Genomic DNA, 16,855 nt, shown 5'->3' with positions numbered 1-16,855 from the left:
AGGGTGTTGGTGCCGTGGTGGTCGGCGAACTGGTACGTGAGCTTGGTCGGGCTCTCGCGGACCAGGGTGATCCCGCCGGGGATGCTGTAGTAGCGAGTACCGGTGCTGGTCTTGGTACCGGTGTCGTAGGTGAGTTCGTCGCCGCCGCCGAGGTTGACGGTGACCTTGCCGGGGTTGCGGCGGATCAGCTGGTTGCCGTCGGCGTCGTAGACGTACGTCGTGACGGCCGAACCCTGAGCGAGTGAGGCGAGCTTCGTCTGCCCCTCCAACCGCCCCGACCTTGCCGACCAGCGCGAAGTCGACCACCAGCACCCCGTCCAGAGCCGGCATCGCCGGCACCGCCAGGCCGCCGTACGGCGGCCCCCGGTAGGCGCATTGCGATAACCACCAGTGGGACCAGGCACATCAGGCAGCGGAAGAGTCGACACCCACCCACCACCCTGACGACATCCCAACGTCACCGCCCGAATCCTGACATCCCTGACACCCGGTGCTGGAGCCATCGTTCTTCGAGCCTTTACGCCCTGGAGAAGACCCGCTGCGCGCTCCCCCGCGGCTGACCACCCAGACTGACCACCGCTCCCTTTCGCTCCTCCTGCAGATAGATCTCGCAGTCACCCCCGGAGTAGTAGTCCCGCAGCACCACGAAGACCCCCGACCCCGCGTCGTCCACACTCCCGGCCCGCCAACTCCCCTGGTACTCCCCCAACGCCGCACCCTGCCCGACGGGATCCTTCGCGCAGAAGTACCCGTCGAGCCGCACCTCACCGAGCCGGCCCCCCTCCCGCAGCTCGATCACCTCGTCCCGCGACGCCCAACGCCCCACGTAGTCCTTCGGATCCGGCCCGCCCGACCGGACCTTCAAATACCCCGCCAGACCCGCGATCAGCAGGACACCCACGAGCAGGACAACGCCCTCCCGGGACTTCAGGTGCTTCCATCGACCAGCCACAGCTTCCCAGCCTTTCAAAGTTGGTGCGAGACCGGGCTGGCGCTATACCAGCCCGGCCTCACTTACTTACTTGTGGTGTTTAACCCTATTCCGGCAGGAAGTCATCCCTCCGGGCATAGAGCCCGTTCCTGATATCCGCCCTGACAGCCTCAAGGATGTACTGCATGGCTTGGTCTCGACTATTCCCATTCCCGTACCTGCTGGCCTCGACGCCAATGTTCCGACCGCGGGCATTGTTCACCAGATCCGAGAGATGGTCTCGGTAGTTGTAGTCGGAAAGGTCCGGCTTGGGCCCGAAGGCCTCGTGTGCGATTGCCCAGTGTTCGGCATTCTCCGCGCCTTGCTCGTAGGAGAGTCGCGCCTGCCACATGAGGTGCCGGAAGGAGTTGACACGGTCGTCCCTATCCCCGATTCCCGGATACTCCTTAGCGACCATCTCCTCCGACCAATCCTTGATTCCCCAGGCGTCGAGGCAAGTGATGGCGTTGAGGGCAGCACAGACATCCATCTCGGCGGTGTTGACTTTGCCAATCTTGATCGTGGACTGTCCTTCCTGCAGCGAGGTCGGGTAGGGCGACTTCGCGATGTAGTCCTTCTCCAGCTCCAGTCCCGTAGCACGCCGCATCTGCCGCATGCTCCTCTCCATCTCCTCCGTGCTGGGCGCCGTGCCAACCCACTTCGAATTCTTTGCCGTCGACTGGTGCTGCAGAAAGCGCTCGTACCCGTCCCGCCGTGCGCCGGCCTGCGCCTGGATCTGCGCGACGATCTTCTGGTAGTTCTCGCCCTCGCCCTCGATCTTGGTGCCCATGTTGGAGCACTTGGCCATCCCGCTGGCGCACTCCTCCAGGGCCATGCCGGTGGGGTCGGTCTTGTTGACCGGGTCGTTGTTGCTGTACACGTAGGCGTTCCACTGCTGCGGGTCGTTGGGCAGGAGCAGTGGGTCCGGGCTGAGGAAGCGGCCGGTGCTGGGCTGGTATTGGCGTGCGCCGAGGTTGGTGAAGCCGGTGGCGTCGTCCTTGAGGCCTCCCACGTAGCCCTTGTCGCCGGCCCAGGCGGTGGTGCTGGAGGTGGTGCCGCGGGGGGCGCCGAAGGGGTCGGTGGGGCGGCGGGTCTCGACGAGGCTGTCGCGGCCGATGGACAGGGTGTTGGTGCCGTGGTGGTCGGCGAACTGGTACGTGAGCTTGGTCGGGCTCTCGCGGACCAGGGTGATCCCGCCGGGGATGCTGTAGTAGCGGGTACCGGTGCTGGTCTTGGTACCGGTGTCGTAGGTGAGTTCGTCGCCGCCGCCGAGGTTGACGGTGACCTTGCCGGGGTTGCGGCGGATCAGCTGGTTGCCGTCGGCGTCGTAGACGTACGTCGTGACGGCCGAACCCTGGGCGAGTGAGGCGAGCTTGCCCTCGACGTCCCAGGTCAGCGTGGAGGCGTTGGCCGAGTCGGCGGCGTTCCAGGTGGAGGTGCCCCACTTGGAATTCCAACCGGGCGCGTAGACGATGAACTTGCCGTCGTCCTGGACGGTCGCGAAGTAGCCGCTGGCGTTACCCGCCCAGGTCTGCGAGGACCAGAGCGCGACGCGCTGGGAGTCGTAGACGACGAAGTTGCCGTCGTCCTGCATGGTGGCCCAGGCTCCCGGGTGGTTCTGGGTGTTGGTGGACCAGAGGACCTGGCCGGTGCGCAGCGAGCTGAGCACCAGGTTGCCGTCGTCCTGCATGGCGAGTCGGACGCTGTTGGAGCGCACGCTCTCACCGGACTTGAGGACGGACCCGGCGTTGAGGATCTTGATGCCGTTGGGGTTGTTGATCTTCGTGGTGTTGCCGGCCGCGTCGTACTCGTCGATGCCCTGGGGGGCGGTGGCCGAGCCGTAGGTGTACGTGCCGCCGGCGAGTGCGTGCGGGCCGCCGGTGCCGCCGCCCGTGCCGGCCGCAGTGGTCGGCGTGTTGCGGGTGCCGGGGGTCGGGAAGGTCTGGTCGACCTTCACGTCCTTGGACTGGTCTCCGGCCGGGTTGTGGTCGACGAGCTTGGTGCGGTTGCCGGTCAGATCGTAGGTGTAGTCCTGCCAGTAGGCGGCGTTGCCACCCACCGTCGTCTTCGAAGGCGCCGAAGCCCCGCTGGTGGGAGTGGAGTTGGCGCAGGCCCCCTGGCCTGCCAGGGACGGGGTGGGCTGGTCGAGCCGCCCGGTGTCGCTCCACGCGGTGGTGAGGCGGCCCAGGTAGTCGTAGGAGAAGCACTGCAGGTCGGTGGCGGCCGGGGTGTTGTTCGGGATGCTCCGGATCGCCGTGATCCGGCCGGCCTGGTTGTAGGCGTAGGTCGTGTTCTGGACCGTGCCGTCGGTGGAGGTCTGCTTGTCGACGTACTGCGTCAGCGGACGTCCGGTGGACACGTCGTAGGTGTTGGTGGTGACGATCTGCCAGCCGAACGGGTTGACGGTGGAACGGATGTTGCGTCCGTAGGCGTCCCAGTCGGACTGACGGAGATAGGTGTCGTCGGCCCCGCCCATGTCGTGCAGCAGGCCGTAGATCTCGTAGTTGTAGCCGATCGACTCGTAGGCGAGGTTGCCGACGGCGGCCCGGTACTCGGTGGTCACGGCGCCGGTGATCGGGTCGTAGACGGTCTCGTACTCGTAGGTCGCCTGCCCGGTCTTGCCGATCTCGCTGCCGGGGATCGACACGGTGGACTTGGTCGGCCGGTATGCCGGGTCCAGCTCCGTGACGGCCTTGGTGTAGGCCGCTCCGCCGGCGCCCCCGACGTACCGGGTGGAGCTGGCGGCCTGGCCCTTGGCGACGGTGTCGTAGGTGTAGCCGGTGAGCTGGTTGGCCGGGTTGACCGTGCCGTTGTAGGTGCCGGTCTTGCGGCCGAGCAGGTCGTAGGTGAGCGCCATCGACTGACCGCGCGCGTCCGTGGTGGTGGCCATGCGGCCCGCACTGTCGTAGGTGCGGGTCGAGACGCCGGTGTCCGGGTCGTCGGCCTTCACCTGACGGCCGCGCTGGTCGTAGCCGTAGCTCCAACTGTTCCCGGCGGCGTCGACTCGCGTCGCGGCCTGACCGCTCGGGGTGTAGGTGTACGTGGTGACGTCGGCGTCGGCCTGCTTGCCGGTAGCGGACGGCGTCTTGTACTGCCACAGCTGGCTGGTGCGGCCGCGGGCGTCCGAGAGGGTGCTGGTCGCGGTGGCACCGGCCGGCGGCGACACGTCGACCCGGTCGGCGCCCGGGTAGGCGGTGGTCGTGGTGTTCTGCAGCACGCCGAGGGCGATGAACTGCGTGCTCACCGGTCGGCCCATGCCGTCGAAGGCGGTGGAGGTCTGGCCGGGGACCTCGGCGGGGATCGCGTTGAATCGGACCGTGTTCGGACCGGCGGTGTCGTCGTAGTGGGTGTTGAAGGTCCGGTTGGTGCGGCCCTGCGAGTCGTAGAAGGTGTCTGTCAGCAGTCGGCCGTGGTACGCGGAGATGGCCGGGCTGGCCTGGGTCTGGATGGTCCGGGCCAGGCCGTCCATGATCTGGGTGGAGACCGCGTAGCTCGCGTTGGAGCGCAGCGTCCGGCTGGTGACGGTGGACGGCCGGGCTGTGCCGTCCACGGTGTAGTCGAAGGTGTAGTTGGCGCTCGCACTGGTCGCACGGCCCGGGGTCCAGACCGCCTTGAGTCGACCGAGGGAGTCGTACGACTGGGTGACGGTACGGGCGTTGGGGTCGGTGGTGGCGATCGGCAGCGCACGGGCCGGGTTCAGCGTGGTGGTGGTGTTGCGCTTGGCTCCGGCGTCGGGCGCTCCCGCCGGGGCCGGGGTGCCGGTCACGGTCCGGTTGGGCAGCTCGCCCGGGTTCGCTGAGCCGTAGGTCGTGGTCACGGTGGCGCCGTTCGGATTGGCGCTGTCGGTGGCCGTCACGTCGGTGGCGCTGGTGGCGCGGCCGTAGACGTCGTAGGCCGAGGTGCCGGTGGTCACGAACTGAGCCGCGCCGGAGCCGTCGTAGCGGTCCAGCACCTGCGCACCGGTCGGTTCCGCCTTGGCGCCCGCAGAGCCGAACGCCGCACCGTCGTACAGCGTACGGGCGCTGGAGACGGTGTTCGCCGCGGTCGGCGTCGCCGTACAGGCGTTCGCGCCGGAGACGGTCAGCGCCTCGGACACCAGGCCGGTCATGTGCGGGTTCGCGCCGGTGGCGTAGGAGTTGCGGACACAGACGTCGGGCGTGCCGTCCGCGGTGCTGAGGCTGGTCTTGATCCGGTTGCCGTTCGCCGGGTCACTGGTGGTCACCGTCGAGGTGGCCCGGGTTCCGGTGGTGGTCCGGCTGGTCGAGGTGCTGGTCGAGGTAGTGGCCGCGTACCGGGCGACGAGGTCCGGCAGACCGGGCCGCTTGTGGGTCGCGGTGGTCACCGGGCCACTGCTGGTGTTCACGGTGGACGCCTCGGGTGCGGCCGCGTCGGCGTCGACGTAGACGTCGCTCTCCAGCACCCGGCCGGACAGCCAGTCGTCGTCGCGGCGGCCGCCGCTCGTCGGCCCGGATACCGTCACCGAGCGGGCCGATCCGTCCGCCTTCAGATCGCCGTCCATTCCCTGGTGGTAGCTGGTCGACGTCTTGGACTTCGCGCCGTCCTTGCCCGAGCCGGTCACGGCGGTCACCTTGGCGTAGCCACGGAACTGGTCCCAGGTGCGGGACTTGTCGTCCACCAGGGCGCCGTCGTTGCGGTGCCAGGCGGCCGGTCCGTACTCGTAGGCGGTGACCTTGGTGGCCGAGCCGGCGATGAGATTGGAGTTCGGGTCGACGGTCACCGAGGCGACCGGGTAGCGCAGGAACCAGTCGTCCACCATCGCGGCCATACCCGTGTCGTACCACTTCACGTTGTAGCAGCTCATGGTGTTGCCGTCCGCCGAGGACGGCATCTTGCCCGTGGTGCGCATGCACGATTCGCGGTTGTAGTCCACCGCGATCGTGCCACCGGTCTCGACGGTGATCACCTCGATCCGCGGCCGGTAGTAGCGCGGGCGGGCCGGAACGAGGCCGTCCACCCGGTTGGGCAGCATCAGGTCCGCGAAGGTGACCTCCGGCAAGGCCTGGTCGGTCTGCCCGTTGAAGGTGTCCTTGCCGATGCGCTTGACCGCCTGGAGCCACGGGATCTGCGTGTTCTCATCGGAATTGGCCGGCTTCTTGAACGTGTGCGTGAGCTCGTAGCGGTCCACCGGGCGGTACGAGCCGCCGGAGCGGATCGAGGTGGTGACGGCGTTCAGCCACCTGGTCGACCAGTAGGTCGGTCCGTAGCTGGAGCAGGTGCCCTGCTCGGCGCACTGCTTGTCGAGCGGCACGTCCGGCCAGTTGGCCGCGTTGGCCGAGGTCCGCTGCGCGGGGTCGCAGGCCGCCGCGCCCGAGACGCAGCGCTCGCCCGTCTCTAAGTCGATCTTCGCGGCGGGCTGATGGGCACCGTTCGCACCGAGCTGATCGGAGAGCAGCTGCCCGTAGCCGATCGAGGCGAGCGTGCCGCCGCGGGTGTACGAGGAGTTCACACCACTGCCGCGGTTCTGGCCGCCACCGCGGGCGTACCAGTTGGCCTCCGGCGCGTAGGTGTAGGTGGTCAGGTTGTTGTGGGCGTCGACGACGTAGTCGAGGTTCCAGCGCCATGCCGTCTGGCACCAGGAGCCCTTGGCCTTGGCCGCGTCGTAGCACGGGTCACCCGCGTTCGGCGAGTAGACCGGAACCGTCCAGGCCGACTTGCTCTCCGGGCCGGTGCTGGTCGGCGTACCGGACGCGGAGGGCAGGTGGTTGAGGCCGAAGTAGTAGACCGTGCCGGAGCTGTCGGTGATCTTGAGGTACGACCCGTTCCAGGTGCCGTTGTCTGCGCCGGTGAGGAACTCGACCTTGGTCCCGTCGTCGTTCCTCAACCGCCAGGTGCACGTGGACTGCTCGGACTTGGCGTCACCGGACACGCAGGGGTCGTTGGGCACGAGCTCGCCCGAGTGGCCGCCCAACGACAGGGTCAGGTTCGCCCCGCCCCAGCACTGGTCGCCGGATCCGGCGATCCCGGCCTTGTCGCACGCCTTGTAGGAGCGCTCGACGAAGCCCGAGCTGAAGTCCCAGCCGTCACCGATCCAGGACGCTTGGGAGTTGGTCGACGAGGTCCTCCCGTCGACCGCCGCCGAGTCGTATCCCAGTGCCACCTGGGGCGCCGCGCCGCCGAGCGACGGCGGGGACTGGACCGGGTAGCTGTACGTGAACGAGCCCGACGAACTGCCGGCCGTCCACGCCTGGCTCGCGGAGAGCGAGGTCGCGCTGTAGGTGCCGAGGCCGCTGGACGGGGTGCCCTCGGCCGCCAGCACCATCGTCGCCGGGGCTGCGAGCGCTGGGCCGCCGGACGGCGCCTGGTCCCCGGACTTCGACTCGGCTCGCGACCCCTTCGCCGGAGCGGCGTCGACGGCGGGCAGATCGATGTCGGCGACGAGCTTCTTCGCCTCCGCGTCGTAGTGCGAGGGCACCGGCGTGCGGGCCAGGCAGCCGGCCACCTCGGGCGTGGTAAGTGAACACGCGGGCAGCGACACCAGCTGTGCCCGCTCGGCGAAGCCACCGCCGAACCCGGCACCGGACAGATCCAGGCCCAGCCGCACCTTCGTCGCGTCCGTCTGCTCGGCGCGCTCCAGCGTGACCAGGGCTCCCTGCACACCGGCGGCGCCGGCGGCCTTCGCGTCGGCGACACTCACCTTGACCGGCGGATTGGCCGGACCGGCGCCCGTGCCCGGGGCAGCACCCGAGGCCTCCGGCGCGGTATCCGGCGCGACAGGCGCCAGCCACACCGGCAGGTCACCGGCCCGTTTCGAGGCCCCGGCCGCCGACTCCCGCACCTCGGCACCGTCCGGACCCTTGCGCACGGCCTTCGCACCGGGCGCCGGCGCGGGATCCAGCAGGGCGACGGCCGAGCCCGAGGCACTCTTCGGAGCGCCCTTCGGCGGCACCCAGTCCGGCGAACCCTTCTTCGCCGGCACCGACTTCGGCTGCTCCGGTGTGCCCGGCACGGAGGCCGTCTTCGGCAGCGGAGTACCCGGCGGCGACCAGATCTTGTCCTTGTCCGCCACCGGCGCAGCCAGCGCCGGGACGACAGGTGACACAAGAGCACTCAGCACGGTCAAAGCGCTCACAAAAGCGACACGAGAGCTTCGACGCCGCCCTGGTGGCGGCGCTCCCCTCCCTGCCGACCACGGCAAACGGACACGACGAACAGACACCGTTACCCCCCATAGGTAGCCACCCCTCAGCTGGGGCGTGGACAGACGACTGTGGCGGACAGTAGGGGGTAATGCGACCCCGGGTCGAGGAATTGACCGATCACGACATGGAGTGATTCATGTCACAGGGAGTCAAAGTGGTTCGCCCACCCCCAAACCAGACAGTTGACCACCTAAATGATTTGACCATCAGTTTGCCATTGCGGGAGCTTGCTGGCGCCCCCTGTGCCTGTCCTTTACCGATCGGCCAGAGGGGCAGATCCGATTGTCACAGCGAGGGGGGAACCTCACCACATGCCTGCTGCTCCGCCCGGCGCCCGCTCCGGCACACGTCTTCGTCCACGGACCCCGTCCGCGCGCACATCCGCCGCGGCCGTGGGCCTCGTCCTGGCCCTGACCTCGGTGGCACCCGTCGCGTTCGCCGCCCCGGCACCCGCTAAGCCCACCACCACACCCGGAATGCTTCCCCCGGACCTGCTGACGGCCATGGCCGCCGCAGACGCCAGGCAGACCAAGGAGAAGCCTCCGGCTGCGGCCGCCGACCGGGCGATCGCCCAGGCCAAGGCCACCGGCAAGCCCGTCCCCGTACCCGAACTGACGGACGAGTACAGCGAAACGGTCGCCACTCCGGAGGGCCACCTCTCCCGTTCCCAGCACGCCGACCAACAACGCGTCAGGCAGCAGGACGGCGCCTGGGCCGCTCTGGATCCCAAGCTCGTCGCCGACCCGACGGGCGGCTACCGCCCCCGGGCCGCCTCCTCCGGAGTCCACCTGTCCGGTGGCGGCAGCGGCCCCCTCGGCACGCTGACCAGCCCGGACGGCGAGAAGCTCGTCATCGACTCGCCGTTCCCGCTGACCAAGCCGTCCCTCGACGACGACGGCGACGGCCTGATCTACCCCGACGTCGCCCCGGGCATCGACCTGAAGGCCACCGCCGACAAGTTCGGCGGCCTCAGCACCGTCCTGATCGTCAAGACCGCCGAAGCCGCCAACAGTCCGCAGCTGAAGAAGATCCGCTTCGGTACCACCGGTCAGGGCGTCACCGTCATGGACGACGGGTCCAACAACCTCACCGCCACCGGCAAGGACGGCAAGGTCCGCTGGCACGCCCCGGCCCCTCGGATGTGGGACAGCTCGGGCAGCACGGCCGGCACCGCCCCCGCAGCCCCTGCCGGCAAGTCCGCTACGGCCGCGCAGGCCGCCCCGGCCGACGGCGACGGCGCGGCCCAGGCCGGTGTTCCCGCCAAGTCGGACAAGCCCAGTAGCGCGGACGGGCCCGGCACGGGCGCCAGGGTCGCGACCATGCCCACCACGGCCTCCGGCGATGCCGTCGAGCTGACCACCGACGCCTCGGTGCTCGGCAAGGGCCAGGGCCCCTGGTTCATCGATCCCGGGTGGATCTACGACTCCCGCAGCGGCAACGCCTGGACCTGGACCCAGCAGGCGTACCCGAAGACACCCCGCTACGGGCAGACCACCGCCTCCGACGGCCAGTACGCCCGCCCCGGCGTCGGGTACCAGGGGTACCAGGTCGACAAGGGAATCGAGCGGTCCTACTTCCAGATCGACACCCGCGGATTCGGCGGCACGGTCATCAACAAGGCCACCATGTCGGTCTGGGAGTACGAGTCCTCGGACTTCTCCTGCACCACCACCTATCCGGTGGACCTCTACTTCACCGGGCCGATCAACAACCAGACCACCTGGAACAACCCGCCCACCGTGGTGGGCGGCCGACTCGGCCGCGCCGACGTCGCCGGCTCCGGCGGCAGCGGCTGCTACGACAATCGCGAGTTCCAGTACGACGTCACCTCCGTCTACCGGGACCGCGCCGCCACCCACGACAACCTGACCTTCGGTGTGTTCGCCGGCGACGAGTCCAACAAGATGGCCTTCAAGCGCCTGACCTACAACCCGGTGGTGGTCGTCGAGTACGACCGCGCACCGGACACCCCGACCAACACCTACGTCTGGCCGCCGCCGGGCACGGCGTCTCCGTGGGCCGAGAACCAGGGCTGCGACGGTTCCTCGGTCGGCTGGCTCGGCGCGGGCAGCAACTTCAACGGCGCGGTGACCCTGAACGCCACCGTGCACAGCCCGGTCCAGAACTCGCTCTACTCGTGGTCGAAGATCTGGGACTACAACCTCCCGGGCGCGCCCGAGGTCGACTCCGGGAAGTCGGGTCTGGTGGGCAACGGAGGCAACGCCGCCTTCCAGGTGCGCTCCGACGTGGTCAAGGACGGGCACGTCTACGGCTGGGGCTCCTTCGCCACCGACGACTTGACCTCGTCGGGATACGCCCCCGCGTGCCGCTTCGGGGTCGACCTGACTCCCCCGAGCCTGTCCGTCCCCGACGTCTACACCGCTCTTCCCGAGAGCTCGCTCGCCGACCACTTCCCGCCGTCCGGCAACGGACAGGTGACCAGGAAGAAGGCCTGGGAGTGGGGCATCGTCCCCTTCACCGCCGCCGACACCGCCCCCAACGGCGGCACGCCGTCGGGTGTCACGTGTGCCCGGTGGTCCTGGGACCCGCAGCTCTCCGGCGCCCAGTGGCAGTGCGGATCCGCCCTCCCGCAGGGCGGCGTCAGCGTCCTGCCGGGCCGGTGGGGCACCAACATCGTGTACCTCCAGGTGATGGACAACGCCCGCAACGTCTCGCCGGTGGCCCAGTACGCGTTCTACGTCCCGTGGAACCCGGACGGCCCGCCGCCGGTCTTCGGCGACGTCACCGGTGACGGCGCGCCCGACATCGTCACCCCCGACCAGTCGGGCGACCTGCGCGCCTACGCCGTGGCCGGCAACCCGCTCGCCAAGAGCCCTGCCGTCTCCCTCGTCGCCAAGCGCGACGACTCACCCACCGGACAGGGCTGGGCCAACATCCAGTTCGCCCACCGCGGCACACTGACCGGCGGCAACAACATCGACGACATCGTCGCCCACGCCCCCGGCGACAAGGACCTCTACCTCTACGGGAATCCGGGCAACACCGGCTACTACGGCCGGGTCGACACGAGGGCGGTCCTCCCGAAGCCGAAGTGCGTCACGACGGCCGGCGAGGACTGCTCCTGGCTCACCGCCACCGGATACAACGCCACCGACTGGTCCAACACCCTCCGTGTGGCAGCACTCGGCGACCCGGCGAACACGGACCTCGACTACAAGCTGCAGTTCAAGAACAAGAGCGGCCTGCTCACCGTCGAGAGCACCGAGAACGGCACCGACGCCGCCCTCTGGTACTACCCCACGACCAAGCTCCAGACCCTCGGCAAGCCCGTCCGGCTCGCCGCCTCCGGGTGGAAGGACAAGGAGCTCATCGCCCCCGGCGACTGGGCCAAGCAGGGCCACCCAGGCCTGTGGGCCCGGAACCTGGAGGCAGCCGCGGACGGCGGCAAGGGCACTCTGCTCGCCTACACCTTCACCACCGGGACAGTGGTGTCCACCGACCGCAACGGCAGGCCCGTACTGGACACCAGCGGGAACACCGCCACCGTCCCGACGCTGGCCCAGATCTCCAACCCGGTCACGATCGGCTCCGTCTCCCCGGACACCTGGCCGACGCTCGGCTCGGACGGGGACCTCACCGGCAACGGCGCGGCCGGTCTCTGGGGCAAGCGCGGCAACGGTCAGATCGACATCTGGTGGGGCGCGCCCACCAACCCCGGCAGCCCCAACGCCGCCTTCACCTGGCAGGCCGGGCCGACCCAGGCCGCAGACACCTCCGTGAACCCGCTCTGGTGGGCACTCGACGGCACCACCGCCGTCGACAGCAACGCCGCCAACGCGCTCTACCCGAGCACGTTCACCCGCACCACCGACCACAACGGCGCCGCGGGCAAGGCGACCGTCCTCGACGGCAACACCCTCTACCGCAGCACCAACCAGGCCGACATCGACACCGGCCAGAGCTACACCGTCGCCGCCTGGGTCAAGCTCAACAACGCCAACGGCTACCAGACCGCCGTCTCCCTGACCGGCAACGAGCGCAGCCCGTTCTACCTGCAGTACTCCGCGACGTACGGCAAGTGGGCCTTCAACCTGCCCTCGTCGGACCAGCTCCGCCCCAGCACGTACTACGCGGCCGTCGACTCCGAGCAGCCCCAGATCGGCGCCTGGACCCACCTCGTCGGCACGTTCAACGCGGACACCCAGACCGCGACGCTGTACGTCAACGGCCGAGCGGCCGGAAGCGCGAAGGTCCCTGCGGGCTGGAAGGCCAACGGCAGTCTGAACATCGGCGGGGAGACCACCACCCGGTACCCCGGGCCTGACAGCCGCGTGAACGGCGCGGTCAGCGACGTCCGGATCTACCCGTACGCGTTCACCGACCAGCAGGCCAACACGCTCGCCACGGCCGGCTCCAGCGTCCAGATCCAGAGCGCCTACAACCCCGGTAGGTGCATCGACAGTTGGGGCGGTTCCATCGGTACGGCGGTCGCCTTCTACAACTGCTACAACGGCAACGCCCAGCACTTCACCCTGACCACCGACAACAAGGTCAAGGTCTCCGGCGCCGACCGGTGCATCACCACCAACGACAAGCCGGCCGGCAACGGCACCAAGGTGTCCTTCCAGACCTGCACCGCCGACGACGCCCAGACCTGGGTCCGCCGCTACGACGGCACGCTCTACAACCCGATCTCCGACAAGTGCCTCGAACTGCCCGGCTGGGCGGACGCGAACGGCACCACGCTCGGGGTCTGGTCCTGCACCGCCAGCGCCAACCAGCGTTGGCTGGTGCGCGCCCAGGCGGGCTGACCACCGGGTGCCCACGGAAGCCTGAACGACCAGGGCACCTAACCACTGCGGCCTCCCCGAGCCACGCTCGGGGAGGCCGCGGCCGTGTCGGCGGCGCCGGCCGGGCCCCCAGGGGACCCGCTATACACCTGTGTGTATACATGGCCTGTATAGTCCCGGAGCATGTCACTCGGACAGCTGTTCCTCGGCTTGCTGGAGACCCAGCCCCGCCACGGATACGACATCAAACGCCTCCACGACGAGCACTTCGGGCGCGACCGCGGCCTGCACTACGGGCAGGTGTACGCGACGCTCTCCCGGCTGCTGAAGAACGGGCTGGTGGTGGTCGACGGGGTCGAGGCCGGCGACGGCCCGGAGCGCAAGCGGTACGCGATCACCGACGCCGGGGTCACCGACCTCGCCAACTGGCTCGCGCACCCGGAGAGCCCGCAGCCGTACCTGCAGAGCACGCTCTACCAGAAGGTCGTGCTCGCCCTCCTGACCGGCCGCTCCGGCGCCGACGTCCTGGACGCGCAGCGGGCCGAACACCTCAAGGAGATGCGGGAGCTGACCCGCCGCAAGCTCACCGGGGACCTCACCGACCAGCTGATCTGCGACCACGCTCTGTTCCACCTGGAAGCCGACCTGCGCTGGCTGGAGCTCACCGCCGCCCGCCTGGACGAACTCGCCGCCCGCATCACGGAGTCCCAGCGTTGACCATGCCCGAACCCCTGCTCGCCGCCCACGACCTGCACAAGAACTTCGGGCTCACCCCGGCGCTCGGCGGAGCCTCGCTCACCGTCGCGGCCGGCGAACTCGTCGCCGTGATGGGCCCGTCGGGCTCCGGCAAGTCCACCCTGCTGCACTGCCTCGCCGGGATCACCCGGCCCGACAGCGGCCGCCTCCGCTACCGGGAACGCGACCTCACCGCCTGCTCCGACGCCGAGCTGAGCGCCCTGCGGCGCACCGAGTTCGGCTTCCTGTTCCAGTTCGGCCAGCTCGTCCCGGAACTCTCCTGCCTGGACAACGTCGCGCTCCCGCTGCGCCTCAACGGACTGCGCCGCCGGGCCGCCGAGGCCCGGGCCCGCGAATGGCTGGAGCGCCTGGAGGTGGACGACGTGGCCGCCAAGCGCCCCGGCGAGGTCTCCGGCGGCCAGGGCCAACGGGTCGGCGCCGCGCGGGCCCTGATCACCGGGCCCAGGGCGGTCTTCGCCGACGAGCCGACCGGCGCGCTCGACTCCCTCAACGGCGAGCGGGTGATGAAGCTGCTCACCCTGGCCGCCCGGGAGACCGGCGCCGCCGTCGTCCTGGTCACCCACGAGGTCAGGGTCGCCGCCTACGCCGATCGCGAGATCGTCGTCCGCGACGGCCGCACCCGCGACCTGGCGGGCGCGATATGAGCAGTTCCACCACGAGCGGCCCCGGCGTGAGCAGCCCCGACGCGAGCACCCCCGCCGCCGACCGGGTCCGCTCGCCGTTCCTGGACCAGCTCGGCCTCGGCGTGCGCCTGGCCCTCACCAACGGGCGGGACGGCTGGGGCCGGCTGCTGCTCACCGCCTGCGGTGTCGGCCTGGGGGTGGCCCTGCTGCTGTTCACCGCCTCCTTCCCCGGCATCGTCCAGCACCGCAACGAGCGCCTGTACGTGCAGAACGACACCTTCCGCGACGAGGACCTGCCCACGCCCGGCGACCGGACGGTCCTCATCGCCACCGCCGACACCGCCTTCCGGGGCACCCCGATCCGTGGACGGGTCGTCCAGCCCGAGGGCCCGGACGCGGCGCTCCCGCCCGGAGTGGCCGCGTACCCGCCGCCGGGGCGGATGGTCGTCTCGCCCACCCTGGCCGAGCTCCTGAAGGACCCGGCCAACCAGCTGCTGCGCGACCGCCTCCCCTACCCGGTGGTCGGCGGCATCGGCCCGGCCGGTCTGCTCGGCCCCGGCCAGGCCGGCTACCTGCTCGGCAGCGACCGGCTCTCGCTGGACGCCGGAGCCGACCGCATCACCTCGTACGGCCACTTCTCGCCGCCCAAGCCGATGGACCCCCGGCTGATCCTGCTCAACGCCGTCGGCCTGACCGTGATGCTCGCCCCGGTCGGCGTCTTCCTCGCCGCCGCCGCCCGCTTCGGCGGCGAACGGCGCGACCGCAGGCTCGCCGCGCTGCGCCTGGTCGGCGCGGACCGCCGGATGACCGCCCGGTTCGCCGCCGGGGAGTCCCTGGTCGGCGCGGTGCTGGGCCTGGTCGCGGGCGCGGCGCTGTTCCTGCTCGGCCGGCAGCTGACCGGCCGCCTGCGGCTCGCGGGCTTCAGCTTCTACCCCGAGGACATCGCGCCGCACCCCGCCATCGCCGCCGCGATCGCCGTGGTCGTGCCGCTCCTCGGCGTCGGCGTGACCCTGCTGGCGATGCGCCGGGTCACCGTCGACCCGCTCGGCGTGGTCCGCCGGTCCGGTCCCGGCCGGCGCCGGATCGGGTGGCGGCTGGCGCTGCCGCTGGCCGGTCTCGCCCTGACGGCGCTCGCGCTGGCGCTGCCCACGCAGTACAACCCGTCCGGGATGGGGCGCACCGCCGTCTTCAACTCCGTTCAGGACACTCGCGGTTCACTGCTGGTCGCGGTCGGCGTGCTGCTGATGCTGGTGGGCGTCTGCACCCTGCTGCCCTGGCTGGTGGAGGCCGCCACCCGGCACTCCGGCGGCGGCGTGTCCTGGCAACTCGCCATCCGAAGGCTCCAGTTGAGCTCGGGACCCGCCTCGGCCGCGGTCAGCGGCGTGGTCGTCGCCGTCGCCGGGGCGATCGCCCTGCAGACGCTCTTCCTCGGCGTCAGCGCGAGCTACGAGGACCGCCCCGGCCCCCGCGCCGCGGTCGGGCCGTACCAGCAGTCGGTGTCCTTCCCCGGCGGCGGACCGCAGGCCGACCTGCTCGCCGAGCGGCTGGCGCACTCCCCCGGGGTGCAGGCCACCGCCGCCTACACCGAGTTCGCCCTGGAGACCCCCACCGCCAAGTCCTGGGAGCTGCCCGGCGTCCGGATCGCCGGCTGCGCCGTGCTGCGCGGCTTCGCCACCCTGCCCGACTGCAAGGACGGTGACGCCTTCGCCGTCCAGGGCCGGACCATCCGACCGGGCGGCGGCACGAGCACCGGAGCGAACACCGGAACGAACGACGGAACGAACACCGGCACGAGCACCGGAACGAACCGCGGCACGGACGCCGCCGCCGAGACCAGGCCCGGCACGCCCGTCCACGCCGCCTACTTCCACGGTGCCGGCGAGCCGCCGTCCTGGCCGCTGCCCGCGGTGACGGCCACCGTCGAGCCCGTCGAAGGCGCCGACCCCAACGGGCGGCTCGGCTCCGGCCTGCTGCTCCTCACCCCGGCCGCCGCCCCGGCCGCCGCACTGCGCGGCCAGCCCGCGACCGTCCTGGTCGCGATGGCCCCCGGCCTGCCGGACCCGAAGGAGCAACTCGCGACCGCCGTCATGGCGATCGACCCGCAGGGCTTCGCCGGGTCCCCCCTCGACCGCGCCGTCGACCCGACCTACCTCGCCGTCAAACGCCTGCTCACCGCCGGCTCCGCCGTCACCCTGCTGCTGGTCGCCCTCAGCCTGCTGGTCGGCCAGTTGGAGCGGTTCCGGGAGCAGCGCCGCATCCTCGGCGTGCTGAACGCCGTCGGCACCCGCCGCCGGATCCTGGGCCTGTCGGTGCTGTGGCAGAACCTCGTCCCGATGGCCCTGGGCATGCTGCTGGCCACTGTCGGCGGCCTGCTGATGGGAGCCGTCCTGCAGTACACGGCGGGCCTGCCCTTCGCCCTCGACTGGGGCTCCATGCTGGCCATGTCCGCGATCGCCGCCGGCGCCGTCCTCCTCACGACCGCGCTCGGCCTGCCGCAGCTCCTGCGCCTGATGCGGCCCGGCGAACTGCGCTACGAGTAGCACCGGCCACCGGGGGCCGTCCCACCAGGCGACGGCGACGGCAACGGCCACCGGT

At 70.4% G+C, this 16,855-nt stretch carries 7 protein-coding genes; 4 read left to right on the top strand and 3 right to left on the bottom strand.

The window, feature by feature from the left end; all coding sequences use genetic code 11:
- From ACFWPT_RS28445 to ACFWPT_RS28435, 3 genes are all read right to left on the bottom strand, one after another.
- Window positions 1-269 (bottom strand): hypothetical protein (locus ACFWPT_RS28445; protein WP_380485250.1); only part of this gene is annotated, 269 nt, incomplete at its 3' end.
- Window positions 270-517: 248 nt separating this feature from the next.
- Entirely contained in the window at window positions 518-952 is a 435-nt protein-coding gene (locus ACFWPT_RS28440; protein ID WP_380485248.1) for a hypothetical protein, read from the bottom strand.
- Window positions 953-1,037: 85 nt separating this feature from the next.
- Window positions 1,038-7,997: an RHS repeat-associated core domain-containing protein gene (locus ACFWPT_RS28435; protein ID WP_380485246.1), complete on the bottom strand. Its 6,960-nt coding sequence runs from the start codon at window positions 7,995-7,997 to the stop codon at window positions 1,038-1,040.
- Window positions 7,998-8,522: 525 nt separating this feature from the next.
- Here ACFWPT_RS28435 and ACFWPT_RS28430 point away from each other — a divergent pair.
- The 4 genes from ACFWPT_RS28430 to ACFWPT_RS28415 all read left to right on the top strand — a co-directional run bounded on the left by ACFWPT_RS28430 (window position 8,523) and on the right by ACFWPT_RS28415 (window position 16,800).
- Complete coding sequence (locus tag ACFWPT_RS28430) at window positions 8,523-12,902, top strand: LamG-like jellyroll fold domain-containing protein (protein ID WP_380485244.1); 4,380 nt, start codon at window positions 8,523-8,525, stop codon at window positions 12,900-12,902.
- A gap of 162 nt (window positions 12,903-13,064) precedes the next feature.
- A complete protein-coding gene (locus ACFWPT_RS28425) occupies window positions 13,065-13,598 on the top strand; it encodes a PadR family transcriptional regulator (protein WP_363374032.1) in 534 nt (177 codons plus the stop codon).
- 2 nt (window positions 13,599-13,600) lie between these two features.
- Window positions 13,601-14,281: an ABC transporter ATP-binding protein gene (locus ACFWPT_RS28420; RefSeq protein ID WP_380485241.1), complete on the top strand. Its 681-nt coding sequence runs from the start codon at window positions 13,601-13,603 to the stop codon at window positions 14,279-14,281.
- Window positions 14,278-16,800, top strand: a complete 2,523-nt coding sequence (locus ACFWPT_RS28415) for an ABC transporter permease (protein WP_380485239.1) — start codon at window positions 14,278-14,280, stop codon at window positions 16,798-16,800. The genes ACFWPT_RS28420 and ACFWPT_RS28415 overlap by 4 nt, the downstream gene beginning before the upstream one ends.
- Window positions 16,801-16,855: the final 55 nt, after the last annotated feature.

The sequence above is a fragment of the Kitasatospora sp. NPDC058478 genome, from assembly GCF_042720345.1.
GTDB lineage: Bacteria > Actinomycetota > Actinomycetes > Streptomycetales > Streptomycetaceae > Kitasatospora.
Note: the sequence above shows the minus strand (reverse complement) of the source record. Positions and strands in the feature narration are given on the sequence as shown.

Excerpts from the sequence above, each read along its gene's own strand:
- ACFWPT_RS28415 (WP_380485239.1), top strand. The coding sequence starts at position 14,278 with ATGAGCAGTTCCACCACGAGCGGCCCCGGCGTGAGCAGCCCCGACGCG.
- ACFWPT_RS28420 (WP_380485241.1), top strand. The coding sequence starts at position 13,601 with ATGCCCGAACCCCTGCTCGCCGCCCACGACCTGCACAAGAACTTCGGG.
- ACFWPT_RS28425 (WP_363374032.1), top strand. The coding sequence starts at position 13,065 with ATGTCACTCGGACAGCTGTTCCTCGGCTTGCTGGAGACCCAGCCCCGC.